This is a genomic window from Streptomyces sp. NPDC002306, assembly GCF_053593435.1.
The window spans coordinates 710,688-731,235 of the sequence record NZ_JBSFCK010000001.1 but is presented as its reverse complement, the minus strand read 5'-3'; the positions used below and the strand labels follow the sequence as shown (position 1 = coordinate 731,235).

The 20,548-nt window shown below is 73.1% G+C and carries 17 protein-coding genes; 9 read left to right on the top strand and 8 right to left on the bottom strand.

Annotation, left to right across the window (positions count from 1 at the left end):
* Positions 1 to 20: 20 nt before the first annotated feature.
* Entirely contained in the window at positions 21 to 1,229 is a 1,209-nt protein-coding gene (locus tag ACWCQK_RS03130; protein WP_451151245.1) for a pyridoxal phosphate-dependent aminotransferase, read from the bottom strand.
* A gap of 89 nt (positions 1,230 to 1,318) precedes the next feature.
* Here ACWCQK_RS03130 and ACWCQK_RS03125 point away from each other — a divergent pair, with 89 nt between their 5' ends.
* Positions 1,319 to 1,945 (top strand): winged helix-turn-helix transcriptional regulator, encoded by a 627-nt coding sequence (locus ACWCQK_RS03125; RefSeq protein WP_451151243.1) that lies wholly within the window; start codon positions 1,319 to 1,321, stop codon positions 1,943 to 1,945.
* A gap of 266 nt (positions 1,946 to 2,211) precedes the next feature.
* Here ACWCQK_RS03125 and ACWCQK_RS03120 read toward each other — a convergent pair whose 3' ends face one another.
* From ACWCQK_RS03120 to ACWCQK_RS03110, 3 genes are read right to left on the bottom strand one after another with little or no spacing between them, the layout of a single operon-like run.
* Positions 2,212 to 3,042 (bottom strand): hypothetical protein, encoded by an 831-nt coding sequence (locus ACWCQK_RS03120; RefSeq protein ID WP_451151241.1) that lies wholly within the window; start codon positions 3,040 to 3,042, stop codon positions 2,212 to 2,214.
* Positions 3,042 to 4,304 (bottom strand): VWA domain-containing protein, encoded by a 1,263-nt coding sequence (locus tag ACWCQK_RS03115; RefSeq protein WP_451151239.1) that lies wholly within the window; start codon positions 4,302 to 4,304, stop codon positions 3,042 to 3,044. The genes ACWCQK_RS03120 and ACWCQK_RS03115 overlap by 1 nt, the downstream gene beginning before the upstream one ends.
* A 48-nt stretch (positions 4,305 to 4,352) precedes the next feature.
* Positions 4,353 to 5,864: an IucA/IucC family protein gene (locus ACWCQK_RS03110; RefSeq protein WP_451151237.1), complete on the bottom strand. Its 1,512-nt coding sequence runs from the start codon at positions 5,862 to 5,864 to the stop codon at positions 4,353 to 4,355.
* Between the two features lie 105 nt (positions 5,865 to 5,969).
* Between ACWCQK_RS03110 and ACWCQK_RS03105 the strand changes: the two genes are divergently transcribed.
* The 4 genes from ACWCQK_RS03105 (at position 5,970) to ACWCQK_RS03090 (ending at position 11,308) form a co-directional block, all read left to right on the top strand.
* Positions 5,970 to 7,577, top strand: coding sequence for an IucA/IucC family protein (locus ACWCQK_RS03105; protein WP_451151235.1), 1,608 nt, complete (start codon positions 5,970 to 5,972; stop codon positions 7,575 to 7,577).
* A 231-nt stretch (positions 7,578 to 7,808) separates the two neighbouring features.
* Positions 7,809 to 10,001, top strand: coding sequence for a protein kinase domain-containing protein (locus tag ACWCQK_RS03100; protein WP_451151233.1), 2,193 nt, complete (start codon positions 7,809 to 7,811; stop codon positions 9,999 to 10,001).
* 120 nt (positions 10,002 to 10,121) lie between these two features.
* A complete protein-coding gene (locus ACWCQK_RS03095; RefSeq protein WP_451151231.1) occupies positions 10,122 to 11,036 on the top strand; it encodes a HipA family kinase in 915 nt (304 codons plus the stop codon).
* Positions 11,033 to 11,308: a SelT/SelW/SelH family protein gene (locus ACWCQK_RS03090; protein WP_451151229.1), complete on the top strand. Its 276-nt coding sequence runs from the start codon at positions 11,033 to 11,035 to the stop codon at positions 11,306 to 11,308. The genes ACWCQK_RS03095 and ACWCQK_RS03090 overlap by 4 nt, the downstream gene beginning before the upstream one ends.
* 66 nt (positions 11,309 to 11,374) lie before the next feature.
* Here the strand turns inward: ACWCQK_RS03090 and aceB are convergent, their stop codons facing one another.
* Positions 11,375 to 13,000, bottom strand: coding sequence for a malate synthase A (gene aceB, locus ACWCQK_RS03085; RefSeq protein ID WP_451151227.1), 1,626 nt, complete (start codon positions 12,998 to 13,000; stop codon positions 11,375 to 11,377).
* A gap of 200 nt (positions 13,001 to 13,200) precedes the next feature.
* Positions 13,201 to 13,815, bottom strand: coding sequence for a nucleotidyltransferase family protein (locus tag ACWCQK_RS03080; protein WP_451151225.1), 615 nt, complete (start codon positions 13,813 to 13,815; stop codon positions 13,201 to 13,203).
* Between the two features lie 284 nt (positions 13,816 to 14,099).
* Between ACWCQK_RS03080 and ACWCQK_RS03075 the strand changes: the two genes are divergently transcribed.
* On the top strand, positions 14,100 to 14,414 hold the full coding sequence (locus ACWCQK_RS03075; RefSeq protein ID WP_451151223.1) for a DUF5955 family protein: 315 nt from the start codon (positions 14,100 to 14,102) through the stop codon (positions 14,412 to 14,414).
* Between the two features lie 151 nt (positions 14,415 to 14,565).
* Here ACWCQK_RS03075 and ACWCQK_RS03070 read toward each other — a convergent pair whose 3' ends face one another.
* Positions 14,566 to 15,372 carry an IclR family transcriptional regulator gene (locus ACWCQK_RS03070; protein ID WP_451151221.1) on the bottom strand — a complete coding sequence of 269 codons (807 nt, stop codon included), beginning with the start codon at positions 15,370 to 15,372 and terminating at the stop codon, positions 14,566 to 14,568.
* Positions 15,373 to 15,644: 272 nt separating this feature from the next.
* On the opposite strand from ACWCQK_RS03070, the gene allB reads away from it, so the two are divergent.
* Positions 15,645 to 16,985: an allantoinase AllB gene (allB, locus tag ACWCQK_RS03065; protein ID WP_451151219.1), complete on the top strand. Its 1,341-nt coding sequence runs from the start codon at positions 15,645 to 15,647 to the stop codon at positions 16,983 to 16,985.
* 195 nt (positions 16,986 to 17,180) lie between these two features.
* Positions 17,181 to 18,296: an allantoicase gene (gene alc / locus ACWCQK_RS03060; protein ID WP_451151217.1), complete on the top strand. Its 1,116-nt coding sequence runs from the start codon at positions 17,181 to 17,183 to the stop codon at positions 18,294 to 18,296.
* A gap of 92 nt (positions 18,297 to 18,388) precedes the next feature.
* On the opposite strand, the gene ACWCQK_RS03055 is transcribed toward alc, so the two are convergent.
* Positions 18,389 to 19,396, bottom strand: coding sequence for a magnesium transporter CorA family protein (locus tag ACWCQK_RS03055; RefSeq protein WP_451151215.1), 1,008 nt, complete (start codon positions 19,394 to 19,396; stop codon positions 18,389 to 18,391).
* Between the two features lie 251 nt (positions 19,397 to 19,647).
* Between ACWCQK_RS03055 and ACWCQK_RS03050 the strand changes: the two genes are divergently transcribed.
* Complete coding sequence (locus ACWCQK_RS03050; protein WP_451151213.1) at positions 19,648 to 20,472, top strand: AIM24 family protein; 825 nt, start codon at positions 19,648 to 19,650, stop codon at positions 20,470 to 20,472.
* Positions 20,473 to 20,548: the final 76 nt, after the last annotated feature.

Genomic DNA, 20,548 nt, shown 5'->3' with positions numbered 1-20,548 from the left:
GCCCCCAGGCTAGGAGCCCGCTACTGCCGGTACCCGCTCAGGAACCGCCCGATCCGTCCGATGGCCGCCTCCAGGTCGTCCGCGTGGGGGAGCGTGAGGATACGGAAGTGGTCGGGCGTGGGCCAGTTGAACCCGGTCCCCTGGACCACCTGGATCTTCTCCCGCAGCAGCAGGTCCAGGACGAACTTCTCGTCGTCGTGGATCCTGTGCACCTTGGGGTCCAGGCGCGGGAACGCGTACAGCGCGCCCTTCGGCCGTACGCAGGACACACCCGGGATCTCGTTCAGTTTCTCCCAGGCCACATTGCGCTGTTCGTACAGGCGGCCGCCGGGCGCGGTGAGTTCGCGGATGGACTGACGGCCGCCGAGCGCCGCCTGGATGGCGTACTGGGCGGGCGCGTTGGCGCACAGCCGCATGGAGGCCAGCATGGTCAGGCCCTCCAGGTAGTCCTTGGCGTGCTGCCGGGGGCCGGTGACGACCAGCCAGCCCGAGCGGAACCCGGCCACCCGGTACGTCTTCGACAGGCCGCAGAAGGTGAGGACCACCAGGTCGGGGGCGAGCGCGGCGGCCGAGTGGTGCACGGCGTCGTCGTAGAGGATCTGGTCGTAGATCTCGTCGGCGAAGACCATCAGGCCGTGCCGGCGGGCCAGGTCGAGGATGCCCTCGATGATCTCCTTGGGGTAGACGGCGCCGGTCGGGTTGTTCGGGTTGATGATCACGACCGCCTTCGTCCGGGCGGTGATCTTCGACGCCATGTCGTCCAGGTCGGGGTACCAGTCGGCCCGCTCGTCGCACAGGTAGTGCACCGCCTTGCCGCCCGCCAGCGTCGTGACGGCCGTCCACAGCGGGAAGTCCGGGGCGGGGATGAGGATCTCGTCGCCGTCCTCCACCAGGGCCTGGACGGCCATCGAGACCAGTTCGGAGACGCCGTTGCCGAGGAAGACGTCGTCGACGTCGACCTCCAGGCCGCGGTCCTGGTACCGCTGGGCCACCGCGCGGCGGGCGGAGAGGACGCCCCGCGAGTCCGTGTAGCCGTGCGCCCGGGGAAGCATGCGGATCATGTCCTGGAGGATCTCCTCCGGCGCCTCGAAGCCGAACAGCGCGGGGTTGCCGGTGTTCAGGCGCAGCACGCTGTGGCCCGCCTCCTCCAGCGCGTCGGCGTGCTCGATCACCGTGCCGCGGATCTCGTAACAGACCTCGCTGAGCTTGTTCGACTGCCGGAACTCCATGCGCCGCGCCCTCCGGTTCGTGTTGCTGCGTACTTGGTTTTACCAAGTGGCCGCTTGGAAAGTCCAACAACATGTCTAGACTGCGCCGCATGTCACCTCGCCGAAGCTACGACCAGTACTGTTCCGTCGCCCGCGCGCTCGACGCCGTCGGCGACCGCTGGACCCTGCTGATCGTCCGGGAGTTGCTCGGCGGCCCGCGCCGCTACACGGACCTGCACGCCGATCTGCCGGGCGTGAGCACGGACGTACTGGCCTCCCGGCTGAAGGACATGGAACGCGACGGCCTGGCCACCCGCCGCCGTCTGCCGCCGCCCGGCGCGGTCTACGTCTACGAACTCAGCCCCCGAGGACAGGAGTTGCTGCGCGCGCTCCAGGCGCTCGGCGAGTGGGGGCAGGCTGAACTGGGAGAGCGACGGCCCACGGACGCCGTACGCGCCCACTGGTTCGCGCTGCCGCTGTTGCGCGGCCTGGAGGGTGAGGGGCTCGTCGAAGTCGCCTTGGAGGAGGGCGACTTCCACCTGTACGTCGGTGCCGGGGACGGGCCGGTCCACGGCGACGGGCCCGCGCCCCGCGAGCCGGACGCGCGGCTGACGCTGGACGCCGACACCTGTACGGCCGTCGGACGGGGGGAGCTGACCGTGCCGGACGCCGTCCGCGCCGGACGGATCCACGTGACCGGCGAGGGCGCGCTGGCCAAGGCCTTGCGCGAGGCGTGAGCGGGGCTTGAGCGAGGCATCAGCGGGGTTTGAGCGGAGCGGGCGGCCCGGTTGGCCCGGCCCGCGTGGCGAGCGGTCGGACTCGGTGAACGCCCGGACTCGCGGACTCGCGGACTCGCGGACTCGCGGACTCGCGGACTCGCGGACTCGCGGACACGCGGACTCGCGGACACGCGGAATGCCCGCCGCGCGAACGCGACGGGCCTTCCGACGGTGGGTCACAGGCCGCTGCGGCGAGGAGCCGCAGCGGCCTCGCGCCGGTGCGGTCAGCCGACGGGGGGTACTCGGGACGGCCGCCCCGCACCGCGCGTCAGCGTGTACCCGCCGATGCCCGCGAGCGCGGCCAGCATGCCGCCCAGTCCGGTCCACACCCAGCGGTCGGACCACCACCCGGAGGACCAGCCGTCGTCGGGCTCGATGCTGGACAGCACCGCCGACTTCGCCGAGCTGTCGGAGTCGTCGGCGTCGTCGGAATCAGCCGACTCGGCCTGGGACTTGACCGCGATCCCCGGCACCAGCGGCTCCGACAGCGAACCGTCCACCGCCGCCGAGCCGCCGATGTCCTTGGACTCCACCCGCACCTCGGTCCGCACGGGCAGACCCAGGTCGGCGGTCTTCAGGCCGACGACCGTGAGCCGCAGGTAGTAGGTGCCCGGCAGCGGGTCATCGGCCCACGGCTCCGACCAGGCCCGGACCGTGCGCAGGGTGCAGGCCAGCTCGACGGAGGCCGCGTCCTGGGCGGCGATGCGCGTCTGCGCCCCGTACTGGCAGGCCTGACGGCGGCGCAGGCCGTCGTAGACGTCGATCTGCCAGGACTGGCCGGCGTGTGTGTCCGGCAGCTTCACCGTCGCCTTGACGGTCGGCCGCTGTCCGGCGTCCGCCGGGAACGACCAGTACAGGTAGTCACCCGCGGAGCCGCCCGCCGTCGCCGTCTGACCCTGCTCGATCTCGGTCGCCGTACGGAACGAGGTGCCCGCCGAGGTGGGGGCGCCGCTGTCGTCGGACGGGCTCGCCGAGGGCGTGGCGTCGGCCGCCGAGGGACCCGCGGCCAGCCCGAGGGCCAGCAGGGAAAGGCTCAGTACTCTTGTGATTCGCATCAGTTGGTCCTCCAGACCGCGACGCGCCAGCGCGACACCCAGCCCCACAGCACGCCGGCGAGGAAACCGGCCAGGATCAGCGCGCCGAGCAGCCACCAGCCGCGCCCGAGGCCGAACGACGCCACGTCGCTCGCCTGGGACGGCCCGTCCACCACGTCGACCGTCAGCTCCAGCGGCAGACCGGGCGTGGTCTTCACGCCGGCGGCCGCGGAGAAGGAGTCGGTCACCTGGAGGCACACCGTCTCGGCGGGCGCGTCCTCCTCGTCGCTCTCGGCCTTCGGATAACGCAGCCCGGTCGAGATGACGTCCGTACGGCCGGTGCCGGCCGCCTCACCGCGCACGATCTCGCGGCTGTGCACGGTGACCGCCCGCAACAGCACCCCGTGGTCGGGGTTCACGGCCCGGTCGGCGCTCACGCTCACCGAGGCGCGCAGCTCCTGGCCGGGCTTGACGTCCACCCGGTACCAGCGCTGCCGGCCGAACTCCGCGCGGTCGGTGTACAGACCGGACTTCAGGGTCGGCGCCTGGGAGCACGCGTCCGCGCCCTGGGTCGCGACCGGCGTCACCACCGGGTCGGCCGCCCGGTCCACCAACTGGTTGACCTTGTCGGTCAGTTCGTCGGCGTGCTCGACCGAGGTGTAGGTACCGCCGGTCGCCTCGGCGATGCAGCTCAGCTGCTGTCGCAGTTTCGTGCTCGGCACCAGACCGAGCGTGTCGATGGTCAGACCGATGCCCTTCGCCGCTATCTCGCGGGCCACTTCGCACGGGTCGAGCGGGGCGCAGGTGTCCTCGCCGTCGCTGATCAGCACGATGCGCTTGGAACCGGTGCCGCCGTCGAGGTCGTCGGCGGCCTTCAGCAGAGCGGGACCGATCGGTGTCCAGCCGGTGGGCGTGAGGGTCGCCACCGCCGTCTTCGCCTCGGTCCGGTCCAGCGGGCCGACCGGATAGAGCTGCGCGGTGTCCTTGCAGCCCGTCTTGCGGTCGTCGCCGGGGTAGTTGGCGCCCAGGGTGCGGATCCCGAGCTGCACTTCCTCGGGGGTGGCGTCCAGCACCTCGTTGAACGCCTGCTTCGCCGCGGCCATCCGCGACGTGCCGTCCATGTCGTTCGCGCGCATCGAGCCGCTCACATCGAGGACGAGGTCGACCTTCGGCGCGTCGGCGGTGGTCTCGTCGGCGAGCGCCCCGGCCGGGAACGCGATCCCGGCCGTGAACGCGGCGAGCAGGGCACAGATCCCCACCGCCAGCCGTTGTGTTCTGATCATCGCCGGATCCTATTGATCCGACCGGGCGCGCCACACAGCGGGGTTCGCTCAGTGCCCGCGCGGAACCGGACCGAGCGGACGGGGCAGCTGCGCCCACTGGTCCCCGGCCACCCCCGGCGACAGCCGCATCAGCGTCAGCGCCTTCGTCGGCAGCGGCTCCTCCAGCAGCGCCACCAGGTCCGGGGTGCGCGGCAGATCGCGTACGGCCGTCTCCAGCGCCGTGCGCAGCGCCGCCGCCGACCCGGCCGTCGCGGCCAGCGCGCCCGCCACCAGCGAGCCGAACAGCTTGCGCCGCAGGGTCGTCACCTCGTCCGTGACGATCCGTCCGGTCAGCGCGGGCACCGGGATGCCGTGCCGGGCCAGCCGCCGCGGACTGACCCGGATGTCGGCGAGGTCGCGGTAGACCAGGCGCAGCGGGGCGCCCGTCCGTGACAGCACCACCAGCAGGTTCTGGCCGTGCGCCTCCAGGGCGACGCCCAGCTCCAGCAGTCGCAGTCCGACCGTGAGCGCCAGCCGGGTGAACCCGGCCAGCCAGTCGGCGGACCGGGGCAGCGCGGTGGTGGCGAGGGCGGCCACCGGCACCACATGCTCCCCGGCCGACCCGTACTCCCGCGGGGACTCGCGCAGCACGGCCGCCAGGTCGGGCGAGCCGGCGGTGGCGGCGCCCAGCGTGCGGGTGATGTGCAACAGGCCGTCCGTGTGCGCGGTCAGCGACTCCGCGAACGCCGACAGGGTCGCGGACACGGAGACCGCGTAGACGGAGATGTCCCGCACCGAGGACGTCAGCCGGGCGCTGAGCGCCGTCTTCACATGCGGACCCGTGGGCAACGCCAGGGTCCGCAGGGACATCAGCGGCCGCGCGCCCAGCGCGGTGTCTCCCGTCCGCTTCAGCACATGCGCCGACTGCCAGGGATGCACCGGCAGCACCACTCGTCCCCCGTCCCGCAGCCACCGCGGCCAGACACCCGTCACCAGGCACTCGTCGGCCGCCACCGGCACCAGCCCCAGCTCCACCAGCGGCCGGTGTTCCGGCCCGTACGCGAGCTGCTCGGCGACCGAGAAGCCCGGGCGGGAACGGCAGTTGGGGTGGTACGGATGCCCGTCGACCACCCGCTGCTCCCACTCCCAGTCGGTCGCGGGCCACTCGTCCGAGTGATCCGGCCGGCCCGCCCGGGACAGCGCCAAGGACGCGACACTGTGGCCGAGTTCGGCCGCGAAGCCCGCGCCGTGCGGCACGGCGAGCGCCGTGAGCAGCAGGTCCGGCCGGTCGTACTCCACCGCCTCCAGCCGTACGGCGCCGACGTACGCGGCGGTGGCGTACGGGTCCGGGGCCGGGCCGTGCAGCCTGCGTCCGTCGGACAGCCGCAGGGTGAGCCCGTCGCCGCCGGGTTCGCGGCGCGTGATCCAGGGCAGCGGCTCATGGGCCAGCGCACGCCACAGCCGGGTCAGGACGGCCGCCCGGGCACCGGGCAGCTCGGCCGAGAACCGCGACACGAGGTCGGGGCGTACGGCGGCCAGTTCGGCGGCGACCTCTGCCTCGGCGCTGGGGGGTCGGTACACGGTCGGGCTCCTCGGGTACGAGTTCGGTTACGACGGGGACGGTCACCGCGTGCGGTGGCGACGGCGATACTGATCGTCTCCGCCCGAACGGACCGTAGGGAACGAGTGGATCGCGTGGACCTCCTGCCCCCGCCCGCCGGCGACGACGCCGCAGCGCACGACGCCGCACCAGCATGCGCCGTCGGGCCGGCCGGCGACATCGCGGACCTCGCCGACGCGTACGCCGCCGCGCCACTGCTCAACTGCCTGCTGCGCGAGGTGGCCCGCCCGCTGGGGAACCCGGCCGATCCCGCCGACCCCGGCGAGCGACCGGTCCACCGGCTGCCCGGCGGAGACCGCCTGCTGCGGGTGCGCGGGACACGGCGGCCCGCCGAGCCCGAGGTGTACGCGGCGGGCGCCTGGCACCGGCTCGGCCACACGGAACTCGTCAAACTCGTCGCCGAGGAACTGCGCGGGCACACCGGCCTGTCCAACCACGAACTGCCCGCCGAGATGATCGACAGCCGGGACGCGGTGGCCGCGCTGCTCACCGCCCGCGCCCGGGCCGTCCCGCCCGACGACCGCTACCTGCGCTCCGAGCAGTGCCTCCTCACCGGCCACCCCCATCACCCGGCCCCGAAGGCCCGCGGCGGCGGCCCGGTCGCGGGCTGGCTGCCGTACGCCCCGGAGGCGCACGCCCGCTTCCCGCTGGCGCTGCTCGGCGTGCGCGAGGACACGGTCGTCGAGGAGGGCGACACCTCGGCCCTCGACGCCCTCTTCTCCGGCGAGGTCCCGCCCGGCTACCGGCTGCTGCCCGCCCACCCCTGGCAACTCGACCTCGTCGGCCGCGACCTCGCCCCGGCCTTCGCCGACGGCCGGCTGATCCGGCTGGGCACGACGGCGTCCGACACCTGGCCCACGGCCGCGATCCGCACGCTGTACGCCCCCGACCACGACCTCTTCCTGAAGTTCAGCCTGGACGTCCGCATCACGAACGACATCCGCCGCCTCTGGCGCCACGACCTGCTGAGACTGCGCCGGACGGACGCGGCGGCGACCCGCGCGTTCCGGGCGGCCGCCGCCGCCCGCACGGCGGCCGGCGCTCCCGCCGCCGCGGCCTGGCTGAGCGACCGCGGCTACCGCACCGCCGACTTCGCCTTCGAGGAACTGGCCGTCCTGGTCCGCGACGGACTGCGTGACCACGTCAGCCCCGGCGCGACCCCCCTGCTCGCCGCGGGCCTGGTGGAGGGCTTCGCGGGCAGCCCGCTGGAGAGTACGAAGGATCCGGCGACCTGGTGGGAGGCGTACCTGCGTGTGGTCGTCCCGCCGGTCCTCGCGGCCTTCGCCGACCACGGCGTCGTGGTGGAGGCGCACGTCCAGAACACGCTGGTGGCCGTCGACGCGGACGGCACACCGGTGCGGGCGCTGTTCCGCGACGCGGAGGGCGTCAAGCTGCTGCCGGAGGTGTCCCGGGCGGCCGGCTGGGAACGGCTCGTGTACTGCCTGGTCGTCAACCACCTGACCGAGATCGCCGGTGTCCTCGCGGAACGCCACCCCGGCCTCGACCCCTGGCCCGCCGTCCGCCGCGAACTCACCCGCCACGACCTCCCCGAGATCCCCGCGCTGCTCTCCTCACCCACCCTCCCCGGCAAGACGAACCTGCTGCTGCGCTGGACGGGAGCGGACGGCGCGGACGCGCGCTACCTGCCGCTGCCGAACCCGCTGGCGGGGTGACCGGCACAGCCACGAAGGGCAGCCACCCCGGGAATGCTTCCGTGCCCGTGCCCGCGGCCCCGCCCACGGACCCGGTCAAGCCCCCCCCGGCGGGCGGGAAGTCGATCGTCATGACTCCATGACGTGGCGGGCCGAACCTCTAAACTGAGCCCGGGATGGGGAGATTCGCGGCGAGGGGGGCCGAGATGGTGAGTTCCCGTGCACGCGCCGGAGGGGCGAGATGGGGGAGTCATGAAGCCGCTCGAAGAGGGTGATCCCGCGTCGGTCGGGGACGGCAGGTACCGGCTGGTCGGACGGCTCGGCCAAGGGGGCATGGGTGTCGTGTACTTCGGCCGCTCGCGGTCGGGGCGGGCGGTGGCCGTCAAGGTCGTACGGCCCGAACTGAGCACGGAACCGGGCTTCCGGCGCAGGTTCGCCGACGAGGTGGCCGCGGCCCGTCGCGTCGGCGGCTTCCACACCGCGCCGGTCGTGGACGCCGACCCGCACGGCGAGCCGGCCTGGCTGGTGACGGCCTACGTACCCGGACCCACGCTCCAGGCCGTGCTCGACCAGGTGGGCCCCCTGCCCGTGGACACGCTCACCGTGCTGGCCGCGGGCCTCGCCGAGGCGCTGGCGGCGATCCACCAGGCAGGCGTCGTCCACCGCGACCTGAAGCCCGCCAACATCATCATCGCGGAGGACGGCCCCCGGGTCATCGACTTCGGCATCGCGCGGGCCCTCGACGGTACGGCCCTCACCCAGACCGGGTTCCAGATCGGTACTCCCGGCTTCCTCGCGCCGGAGCAGCTCACCGGGGGCACGCTCACCCCCGCGGTCGACATGTTCGCCCTGGGCGTGGTGCTCGGCCAGGCGGCGGGCGGCGCTCCCTTCGGCGACGGGTCGTCGGCGGCCCGGCACTACCGCGTCGTGCACGAACAGCCGGACCTCACGGGCGTTCCCGACCCCCTGCGCGAGCTCGTCGCGGCCTGTCTGGCCAAGGACCCGCGGGACCGCCCAGGACCGTCGGAGTTCCTCAACCTCCTGACGGTCCGCCATTCCTCGGACGGCTGGCTGCCGGCCGAGGCGACCGCGCTCGTACGGCGTCAGGACCCCGCGGCGTCCGTCACGACGCCCGATCGCCCGGCGGTCGCGCCCACCGACCCGCGCACGGCCCTGTCCGCCCCGCCGGCGGCCGCCGAGGGGAGGGGGACGGCCGTGGCCGCCCACCCCCCGACCGTCCAGTCGCCGCCCGGCCCCGGCTTCGGGCCCGCTCCGGACGTCGTCCCCGCCCCCACACCGCCGTCCGGCGCTCCCGTACCCCTCGGCGCTCCCGTCCCGCCCGGCGGCGCCGTCCCGTCCGACGGCCCCGGACCGGCGGGCGGTGGTCCCGGACGGTTGGGCGGCCCGGGGCCGGTGGGCGGTGGTTCCGGCCCGGCGGACGACCCGGGGCCGGTGGGCGGTGGCAGGCCGCCGCGGGGGCGCCGTAGGACGGTCGTCGTCGCGGCGCTGCTCACCGCGGCGGCCACCGCGGGTCTGCTCGTGTGGCACCCCTGGACCGGTTCCGGCTCCGGCGACGCCGACGACGCCGGGGGAGCCTCGCCGTCGCCCCGGCGGTCGACCCCCGCCGCGTTCCCCGACGCCCCGCTGTTGGTCCGGATGGACACGGAGCCCGGATCGTCGGACTGCCACAGCGTGATCGGCCGCCGGGACTCCACCACGGACAACCCGAAGCAGTTGATCGAGGGGACGTGCGACGCCCTGCCGCAGTGGTCCCCCGACCACAGGTCGCTGGCGTTCACACGCAAGACGTCGCAGGGTTCGGCCGTCTGGACGGCGAACGCGGACGGCACCGGCGCCCGCCGGGTGGCCGCCATCTCGGGCGGCCGGGTGTCCTGGTCCCCGGACGGCGGGCGACTGGCCGTGCTGCGCCGGCAGGACGGCGTGCAGCAGCTGTTCGTCGTGAACGTCTCGGACGGCTCCGCGCAGCAACTGACCACCGGCGGCGCGAAGGTGGAGGACCCGGCGTGGTCCCCCGACGGCCGGTCCATCGCGATCTGTCTGCAGAAGACGTCGGGCTGGCAGATCCACGTCGTCGATCCGTCGCAGCCGGGCGGCGAACCCCGGCAGGTGACCCACCAGTCCCGGCGTGCGCTCGACCCCGTCTGGTCCCCGGACGGCCGCTACTTCGCCTACACCGCCGGGGCTCCGGGCGAGGGGACGGGCGGGGACATCCGCGTCGTCAGGACCGACGGCACGGACGACAGGAAACTGGTGGAGACCGCCGCCCAGGAGATGGACCCGGTCTGGGCCCCGGGCGGCAAGTGGGTGGCCTTCGTGCGGGGGCCCTTCGACGCGCCCGCGCTCTGGGCCGTCCGCGCGGACGGTACGGGCGAGCGCAGGCTCACCACCGGCAGCATCCCGGAGGGGCACCCGTCCTGGCGCTGAGTCGCGGCCCGCCGCCCGGCCTGTCACGCTTGGTCACTATGCTCGTATGCCGGAGGCAGTGCGCACCGTGTGGGAGCTGACCATGGAACATGAGGTAAGAGAGCTGCGGGGCCTCGGAAGATGCTGAGAGAGGTCGCCGCAACCCGCTACATCGAGCCCCTGCGGTCAGGGGGTTCCGTGCCCGCCGTCGTCGAGGCCGACGACCTGGGCACGTACGTCGTGAAGTTCACCGGCTCCGCGCAGGGGCGCAAGGCGCTGGTCGCCGAGGTGATCGTGGGCGAGCTGGCCCGCGCCCTCGGGCTGCGGTTCCCCGAGCTGGTCCTGGTGGGCTTCGATCCGGAGCTCGGCGCGCACGAGCCGCACCAGGAGGTGCGGGACCTGCTGGACGCCAGCGCGGGCGTCAACCTCGGCATGGACTACCTCCCGGGCGCGAAGGACTTCACGCCCGAGGTGGCCACGAGGTTCGACGTCGACCCGCTGGAGGCGGGCCGGATCGTCTGGCTGGACGCCCTGACCGTGAACGTCGACCGCACCGTCCACAGCTCCAACCTGATGATCTGGCCCACGTTCGGGACCGTGCCCCCGAAGCTGTGGCTGATCGACCATGGGGCCGCGCTCGTCTTCCATCACCGCTGGGACGCGTCGCACCCGGAGAAGGCCTACGACTTCCGTCACCACGCCCTGGGCGCCTACGCGCCGGACACCCGCGCCGCCGACGCCGAACTCGCCCCCAGGGTGACCGGGGAACTGCTGCGCGGGGTCGTCGCCGAGGTGCCCGACGCCTGGCTGGCCGACGACCCGGACTTCGCCACGCCCGAGGAGGCCCGTACGGCGTACGTGGACCATCTCCACGCGCGCGTGCGGGCCTCCGGGGCCTGGCTGCCCACCGACTTCCCCGGCCGGGAGGAGCTCGCCGCCGAGGAGACCCGGCGGGCGGCGAAGTCCCAGGAGGGGCGGCCGGACTGGCTCAAGCGGGTCCCCGACCTGCACGGCAAACCCGCCGCGGAACAGGATTGGTCGGTGCACCTGCAATGACGGACGCCCAGCGCGTGGAGATCGAGTACTGCACGCAGTGCCGCTGGCTGCCGCGGGCCGCCTGGCTCGCCCAGGAACTGTTGACCACCTTCGAGGCCGAGCTGACCGAGCTGGCGCTGAAGCCGGGCAAGGGCGGCGTGTTCGTCGTGCGCGTCGACGACGAGGTGGTGTGGGACCGGCGCGAGCAGGGCTTTCCGGAGCCCACGGCGGTCAAGAAGGCCGTACGCGACCGAGTGGCCCCGGGGAAGTCCCTGGGCCACTCGGACAGGTGACGGCCCGGCCCTGGTTCCGGGGTCCTGGTTCCGGGGTCCTGGTTCCGCGGTCCTGGGCCGGCGGGGTCAGCCCTCGAGCTGCTCGTAGGCGGGCAGCGTCAGGAAGTCCGCGTAGTCGTCGTCGAGGGAGACCGTCAGCAGCAGGTCGTGGGCCTGCTGCCAGTGACCGGCGGTGAAGGCTTCCTCGCCGATCTCCGCGCGGATGTCCGACAGCTCCTCCGCCGCGACCTTGCGGGCCAGCTCCGGCGTGGCCTTCTCGCCGTTCTCGAACTCGACGCCCGCGTTGATCCACTGCCAGATCTGCGAGCGGGAGATCTCGGCGGTGGCCGCGTCCTCCATGAGGTTGAAGATGGCGACCGCGCCGAGGCCGCGCAGCCAGGCCTCGATGTAGCGGATGCCCACCTGGACGGCGTTGACCAGGCCGTCGTACGTCGGCCTGGCGTCGAGGGAGTCGACGGCGATCAGGTCGGCCGCCCGCACGTGGACGTCCTCGCGCAGCCGGTCCTTCTGGTGCGGGCGGTCGCCGAGCACGGCGTCGAAGGAGGCCAGGGCGATCGGCACCAGGTCCGGATGGGCCACCCACGACCCGTCGAAACCGTCGTTCGCCTCACGGTCCTTGTCGGCCTTGACCTTCTCGAAGGCGACCTTGTTGACCTCCTCGTCACGCCGTGACGGAATGAACGCCGCCATGCCGCCGATCGCGTGCGCGCCACGCTTGTGGCAGGTACGGACGAGGAGTTCGGTGTACGCCCGCATGAACGGGGCCGTCATGGTGACGGAGTTGCGGTCCGGCAGCACGAACCTGGGGCCGCCGTCACGGAAGTTCTTGATGAGGGAGAACAGGTAGTCCCAGCGGCCGGCGTTCAACCCCGAGGCGTGGTCGCGGAGTTCGTAGAGGATCTCCTCCATCTCGTACGCCGCCGTGATCGTCTCGATGAGGACGGTGGCGCGGACGGTGCCCTGGGGGATGCCGACGTGGTCCTGCGCGAAGACGAACACGTCGTTCCAGAGGCGGGCCTCGAGGTGGGACTCCGTCTTCGGGAGGTAGAAGTACGGGCCCTTGCCGAGGTCGAGCAGCCGCTGGGCGTTGTGGAAGAAGTACAGGCCGAAGTCCACGAGCGCGCCGGGGACCGGGTGGCCCTCGGCGTCGACGAGATGACGCTCGTTCAGGTGCCAGCCACGCGGGCGCATGACGACGGTGGCGAGTTCGCCCTCGGCCTTCAAGGCGTACGACTTTCCGCTGCGCTCGTCCGTGAAGTCGATGGCGCGGGTGTAGGCGTCGGTCAGGTTGAGCTGGCCGAGGACGACGTTCTCCCAGGTGGGCGCGGAGGCGTCCTCGAAGTCGGCGAGCCACACCCGGGCGCCGGAGTTGAGGGCGTTGACCGTCATCTTGCGGTCGGTGGGGCCGGTGATCTCCACCCGGCGGTCGTTCAGGGCCGCCGGGGCCGGGGCCACCCGCCAGGACTCGTCCGCGCGGACGGCGGCGGTCTCCGGGAGGAAGTCGAGCGTGGAGGTGCGGGCGATCTCGGCACGGCGCTCCGCCCGGCGGGCGAGGAGTTCGTCCCGCCGCGGGGTGAACCTCCGATGCAGCTCGGCCACGAAGGCGAGCGCCGCGTCGGTGAGGACCTCCTCCTGCCGGGGCAGGGGCGCGGCGTCGACGATGGCCAGCGGGGACGGCGCTGGTGCGGACATGAGCTGTCACTTCCTTCAGCGAGCGTGGCACGGCGAACGTGGCACCGGGTGCCGGTCGCCCCGGGTGGGGCGCGGAGCGCCCGGGGAGCGGCGGGTGCTTCTGATCAGTGGATACTAGTTTCCTCATGGTGGAACTTCAATGATCTGTTGATGTCGAGACTCTTCGGGTCGAGGCACCATGGCTCCCGGTGCCGCCCCGCTCACTCAAGGTGGACCAGGTCGGCCTCCGTGTCGATGTCGTAGGGCCGGGCCACGTCCGCGCACTCGACGAGCGTGACCGCCCGCGCGTGCTCCTTCAGGTAGGCGCGGGCCCCCCGGTCCCCGGTCGCGGTCGCGGCGACGCCCGCCCAGTGACGGACGCCGAACAGCACGGGGTGGCCGCGTACGCCCGCGTAGGAGGCCGAGACCAGGGACGCCTCGTCCCGGTAACCGGCCAGCACCCGGCGCACCGCCTCCGCGCCGATGCCGGGCTGGTCGACGAGCGAGACCAGCGCCGCCCGTACGCCCGTTCCGGTGAGGGAGTCGAGCCCGGCCCGCAGCGAGGTACCCATGCCCTGCTCCCACGCCGGGTTGTCCACCAGCACGCAGCCGCCGAGGTCCGCCCGCTCCCGCACGGTGGCGGCCTCGGCTCCCAGGACCACGTGCACGCGCGCGCAGCCCGCCGCCCGCAGCACCGCCACGGCATGCTCCACCAGCGGCCGGCCCCGATGGACGAGCAGCGCCTTGGGCCGTCCGCCGAGCCGCCGTCCGCCGCCCGCGGCGAGCAGCAGCCCCGCGACCGCGGACGGGTCCCGCGTCGTCTCAGGTGTCGTCATGGACTCTGCATACCGCACGGTGCGACCCGTCTCCCCCCGCGTCCGTTCCGGGCGGCTGCGTCACGCTCGACGTGAAGGTGCGGCGCGACGCCCTCCGACGGCAACCTTCCCGTCACTCGAAAGCCTTATAGGGCAAGGAAGTTGACGATGCACCGGACTGGCGTACGCGGGTCCGCGTGGCGTTAACTGGGCGCCCGCACCGACCGACCGGGTGCCCGGCCGGCGCCGGGCGCGGGGCATCCGGCAGAGCAGGACGCGCACAACGACGTGCGAGGGGGAGGACTGTGTTGCGGAGTGTGGAGCAGAGGGCTGTGACCGGGAGCGTCGAGGATCCACGGGTGACGGAACTGCGTTCCGCCGTGTCCCGGCTGCGCCGTGAACTCGCCGCTCATCCGGCGGAGTTCCCCGACCGGGGCATCGCCGAGGACGAACTCGCCGCGCTGAACTCGATGGCCCTCGGGGGCGCCCCCGAGATCCCCCACCTGCGCCGCTCGCTGCTGCTGATCGCGGGCGCCATCGGCTCCGTCAGCGCCTTGGCGCACGGGTTGGCGGACGTCCGCGCGGCGGTGGAACTCTTCGGCGAATCCCGCCCCCGCTGACCCGCGGCGGCCGCTCGCGGTGCGGGCGTGTCACGCCGGCGCCGAGACGGCGCGGGCGCCGCGGTGCCGTGACGGCCCGCGCCTCACCTTTCCATGATGACGCGCGCCCCTCCGTGACGGCCCGCGCCTCACCCCTCCGTGACGGCCCGCGTCACGACCCGCCGTGGACGCCGCCCGAGGTGGCGAGGGCCTCGGACAGTTCGGCGGCGACCTGCTGGAGGACCGGCACGATCTTCTCCGTCGCCGCCTCGGTGACCCGGCCCGCCGGGCCGGAGATGGAGATCGCGGCGGCGGTGGGGGAGTCCGGTACGGAGACGGCGAGGCAACGCACGCCGATCTCCTGCTCGTTGTCGTCCACCGCGTACCCGTTGCGCCGTACGTCCTCCAGCGCCGCGAGGAAGCCGTCGGGCGTGACGATCGTCTTCTCCGTGGCCGCGGGCATGCCGGTGCGGCCGAGCAGCGCGCGCACCTCGTGGTCCGGGAAACCGGCGAGCAGTGCCTTGCCGACCCCCGTGGAGTGCGGCAGGACGCGTCGGCCGACCTCGGTGAACATGCGCATCGAGTGCTTCGACGGCACCTGTGCCACGTACACGATCTCGTCCCCGTCGAGCAGTGCCATGTTCGCCGTCTCGCCGGTCTCCTCGACCAGCCGGGCGAGGTAGGGACGGGCCCAGGTGCCCAGCAGTCGCGAGGCGGACTCGCCGAGGCGGATCAGCCGCGGGCCGAGCGCGTACCGGCGGTTGGGCTGCTGGCGTACGTATCCGCAGGCCACCAGGGTGCGCATGAGGCGATGGATGGTGGGCAGCGGCAGCCCGCTGCTCGCGGAGAGCTCACTCAGTCCGACCTCGCCGCCCGCGTCCGCCATCCGCTCCAGCAGATCGAAGGCGCGCTCCAGTGACTGGACCCCGCCGCTGGCGGACTTGGCGGAGTCGGTGGTGCTGGCGCTGGACGTCGGCACGGCACGTTCCTTTCGGCGTGGCAGGAGGATCAGCAGCCTACCCGGCGGTCGGTCGGCTCCCCGTTGGTACGCAGCCACATTCTGTCTGGTGGAATAGTAATTCCACCCAATGGAAACATCCAGAGTGACCCCTTCTGGGCGCACCGCGGCGAGGCGCACCCTTGACGGCGCGGGGGCGGGAGTGAAGACTCCTTCAACAGAACGTTGAATTCCGTTGCGTGGAAGGGAATCCCGCGTCCCGGAAGGGAACGGCGGCAGAGAGAGGGGTCCGGGTGTCCGACGCTGAACTGGTACTGCGCTCGACGCGCGTCATCACTCCGGAAGGGACGCGGGCCGCCTCGGTCGCGGTCTCCGCCGGGAAGATCACGGCCGTACTGCCGTACGACGCCGAGACGCCGGCCGGGGCCCGTCTGGAGGACCTCGGCGACCACGTCCTGCTGCCCGGCCTGGTCGACACCCACGTGCACGTCAACGACCCCGGCCGCACCGAGTGGGAGGGTTTCTGGACCGCCACGCGCGCGGCGGCGGCCGGCGGCGTCACCACCCTCGTCGACATGCCGCTCAACTCCCTCCCGCCGACGACGACCGTCGACCATCTCCGGACGAAGCGCCGGGTGGCCGCCGACAAGGCGCACGTCGACGTCGGCTTCTGGGGTGGCGCCCTGCCCGACAACATCGAGGACCTGGGACCGCTGCACGACGCCGGTGTCTTCGGCTTCAAGGCGTTCCTGTCGCCGTCCGGCGTGGACGAGTTCCCGCACCTCGACGGGGACGGCCTCGCGCGCTCGCTCGCGGAGATCGCCGGGTTCGGCGGCCTGCTGATCGTGCACGCCGAGGACCCGCACCACCTCGACGCCGCCCCGCGGCGCGGCGGCCCCCGGTACGCCGACTTCCTCGCCTCCCGGCCGCGCGACGCCGAGGACACCGCCATCGCCTCGCTCATCGCGCAGGCGAAGCGCCTGCACGCGCGCGTGCACGTCCTGCACCTGTCGTCCGGTGACGCGCTGCCGCTGATCGCCGCCGCCAAGGCCGACGGTGTGCGCGTCACGGTCGAGACCTGCCCGCACTACCTGACCCTGACCGCGGAGGAGGTCCCCGACGGCGCCAGCGAGTTCAAGTGCTGCCCGCCGATCCGGGAGGCGGCCAACCAGGACCTGCTGTGGCAGGCGCTGGCGGACGGCACGATCGACTGCGTGGTCACCGACCACTCGCCGTCGACTGCCGACCTGAAGACGGACGACTTCGCCACCGCCTGGGGCGGCATCTCCGGCCTCCAGCTGAGCCTGCCGGCGGTGTGGACCGCGGCCCGCGCACGCGGCCACGGCCTGGAGGACGTCGTGCGCTGGATGTCCACGCACACGGCACGGCTGGTCGGGCTGGAGGCCAGCAAGGGCGCCATCGAGGCGGGCCGGGACGCCGACTTCGCCGTGCTCGCGCCCGACGAGACGTTCACCGTGGACCCGGCCGCCCTCCAGCACCGCAACCGCGTCACCGCGTACGCCGGCCGCACCCTGTACGGGGTCGTGAAGTCCACCTGGCTGCGCGGCGAACGCGTCGTGGCCGACGGCGAGTTCACCGAACCGAAGGGCCGGCTCCTGACCCGCACCCCCTGAACCACCGCACCCGCGGCGATCCCTCGCACGCGCGGCGATCCCCGCACCAGCGGCGATCCCCCGCACCCGCACAGACCTCCGCACGCGTGGCGAACCTCCGCACCCGTGGCGCCCGCCCCGCACCCGTGGCGCCTCGCACCGTGGCGAACCCCCGCCCTCGCGGCGGCCGACTCCCGAGAGGAACACCTGATCACCGTGACGGCGACTCCGACTTTCACCGGCGACGCGCGCCCCTACGGAGGCGGCGACCCGTACGCGGACTACCGCACCGCCGACTTCCCCTTCACTCACCACGCCGACCTCGCCGACCGGCGGCTCGGCGCCGCCGTCGTCGCCGCCAACGACGAGTTCTTCGCCCAGCGCGAGAACCTGCTGCTGCCCGGCCCGGCCGCGTTCGACCCCGAGCACTTCGGGCACAAGGGCAAGATCATGGACGGCTGGGAGACCCGCCGCCGGCGCGGCGCCTCGGCCGAGCACCCCTGGCCGACCGCGCGGGACCACGACTGGGCGCTGGTCCGCCTCGGCGCGCCCGGCGTCGTACGGGGCGTTGTCGTCGACACGGCCCATTTCCGCGGCAACTATCCGCAGGCGGTGTCGGTCGAGGGCGCCTCGGTGCCCGGCTCCCCGTCCCCGGCGGAACTCCTGGCCGACGACGTCAAGTGGACCACGCTGGTCCCCCGCACCCCGGTCGGCGGCCACGCCGCCAACGGCTTCGCCGTCTCGGTCGAACAGCGCTTCACCCACCTGCGGGTCAACCAGCACCCCGACGGGGGCATCGCGCGCCTGCGGGTGTACGGCGAGGTCGTGCCCGACCCCGCGTGGCTCGACGTGCTCGGCACCTTCGACGTGGTCGCCCTGGAGAACGGCGGCCGGGCCGAGGACGCGTCGGACCTCTTCTACTCCCCGGCGGCGAACACCATCCGGCCGGGCCGCTCCCACAAGATGGACGACGGCTGGGAGACGCGCCGCCGTCGAGACCAGGGCAACGACTGGATCCGCTACCGGCTGACGGCCCAGGCCCTGATCCGCGCGATCGAGATCGACACCGCGTACCTGAAGGGCAACGCGGCGGGCTGGGCGTCGGTGTCGGTGAGGGACGGCGACGACGGCGACTGGACGGAGATCCTCCCGCGCACCCGGCTCCAGCCCGACACCGGCCACCGCTTCGTCCTGCCGGACCCGGCCGTCGGCACGCACGCGCGCGTGGACATCTTCCCGGACGGCGGGATCTCCCGCCTGCGCCTGTTCGGCTCGCTGACGGAGGCGGGTGCGGCGGTTCTGGCCGCCAGGCACCAGGAACTCGGCGGCTGAGGCGAGCGCGGCCGAGCCGGGGACGGGGGCGGGGACGAGCGGTGACGGGGGCGGGGGCGGGGACGCGGTGGGGGGCCCGTTCCGGAGCGCGGTCAGAGCTGTTCGTCGACGGCGTCGCGGTCCCGGCTGAGCCGGAGCTGGCGCCAGTGCGTGCGGTACAGCACGTAGTACATGGCGACGGCCACGGCCCCCACCTGCAGTCCCAGGCCGAGCGTCAGGAAGGAGTGCTCGCTCTCGAGGCCGTTGGTCAGGTACGCGAAGTTCATGCCGAAGAACCCGGTCAGGAACGACAGCGGCAGGAAGATCATCGACACGATGGTGAGCCGGTTGATGACGACGTTCTGCTGGTCGGCCACGAGCGACGCGTAGCTGCCCGCGGCCCGCCGGGCGGCGTCCCGCAGCGACTCGATCTCCAGGAGCACCAGCTGCACGGTGTGCTCGTGCAAGGTGTTCATCGCCTTGCGCTCGTCGGAGATGCCCTGGTTCGCCACGCGGCGACGCAGGAGGATCTCCTGCGCGAGGGCGGCGTAGGGCAGGAACGCGCGATGCAGACGCGCCGCACGCCGGCGCAGCAGGGCCAGCTGCTGGACCTGCCGCGGCTCGCGTTGCGTGAACATCTCCTCCTCGAGGTCCTCGACCTCGAGGTGGGCCTGCGTGACCTCGCGGCGAAAGCTCTCCAGCACACCCTGCAGAAACAGGAACAGGGCGGTCGGCGGGTCAGCGGGCGCGTCCAGCGGCAACCGCTCGATGAAGGCGTCGACCAGTGCGACGGGTCCCTGGTGAACGGTGACGAGGCAGTGCCGGTCGACCATCACCTGCACGTAGGCGACCTGGCCGTCACAGGCCACCGGCACGACGCACGCGGCCGTGTCGCCCCGGTAATCGGCCCGTACCTCTGCCTGCGGCCGCCCGAACCACTCCCAGCCCTCGCCCTCCAGCCCGAGCCGCTGCCACAGCGGGGGTGTGGCGTCGAGCGAGGGGTCGCCTTCCCGGTCGATGTCCACGATCACGAAACCGGAGCCCCGCAGACGCTCCCGCGCCTGCGGCAGTGCTGTGCGAGCGACGACGCCTTCCGGCATCGACACCACCGATACGATCATCGTCCCTCACCGTGGATGGTGTGCTGCGGGCAGGGGAGCCGGGTGCGTCCGGCTCGTCGGCCGCGGTTCCGGCCGCGCTCCGAGCGCGGCACCGCACGCCTGCGCAGGTGCAAACCGCAACGTCCTTCGGCACCCTACCGCCGGAGGTCCCGCTCAGGACCGACCACGAGAAGCGCCGTGTCCCGGGTCGGGTGTGCGGGCGTCACAGTCATGGCTGGAACTCTTTCCTCCGCCTTCCGCGTTCTGTCCACGTGACCCTTCAGCAAGAGATAGTCGGCAACGCCATGCAGATGGCGGTCGTCACCCTGCACCCCGGCCAGACCGTGTACTGCGAGGCGGGGAAGTTCCTGTTCAAGACGACGAACGTGACCATGGAGACCCGCCTGGGCGGTCCGTCGAGCGGTGGTGGCCGGCCGCCGGGCGGCGGCGCGGGCGGCTCCGGCGGCATGGGAGGCATGCTGCGGCAGGCGATGGGGACGGCCATGCAGGTCGGCCAGCGCGCCCTCGCGGGCGAGTCGCTGGCGTTCCAGTACTTCACCGCGCAGGGCGGCGAGGGCACGGTCGGCTTCGCCGGTGTCCTGCCCGGCGAGATGCGCGCCCTGGAGCTCGACGGCACGCGCGCGTGGTTCGCGGAGAAGGACGCCTTCGTGGCCGCCGAGTCCACGGTCGACTTCGGCATCGCCTTCCAGGGCGGCCGGACCGGCATGAGCGGCGGCGAAGGCTTCGTCCTGGAGAAGTTCACCGGCCGCGGCACGGTGATCATCGCCGGCGCGGGCAACTTCATCGACCTGAACCCGGCCGACTTCGGCGGCCGCATCGAGGTCGACACCGGCTGCGTGGTCGCCTTCGAGGAAGGCGTCCAGTACGGCGTCCAGCGCGTCGGCGGCCTCAACCGCCAGGGCATCATGAACGCGGTCTTCGGCGGCGAGGGACTGTCCCTGGCCACGCTGGAGGGCAACGGGCGCGTCATCCTCCAGTCCCTGACCATCGAGAGCCTCGCCAACGCCCTGAAGAAGGCCCAGGGCGGCGACAAGCAGGGCCCGACGGGCGGACTGTTCTCGACCCACGCCGGATGAGGCGACGCGTCGCGGGAGCGGCCCGCCCCCAGCCGTGGGGTCGGCCAGGCGCAGGTTAACTTCCCGAAAACTCATC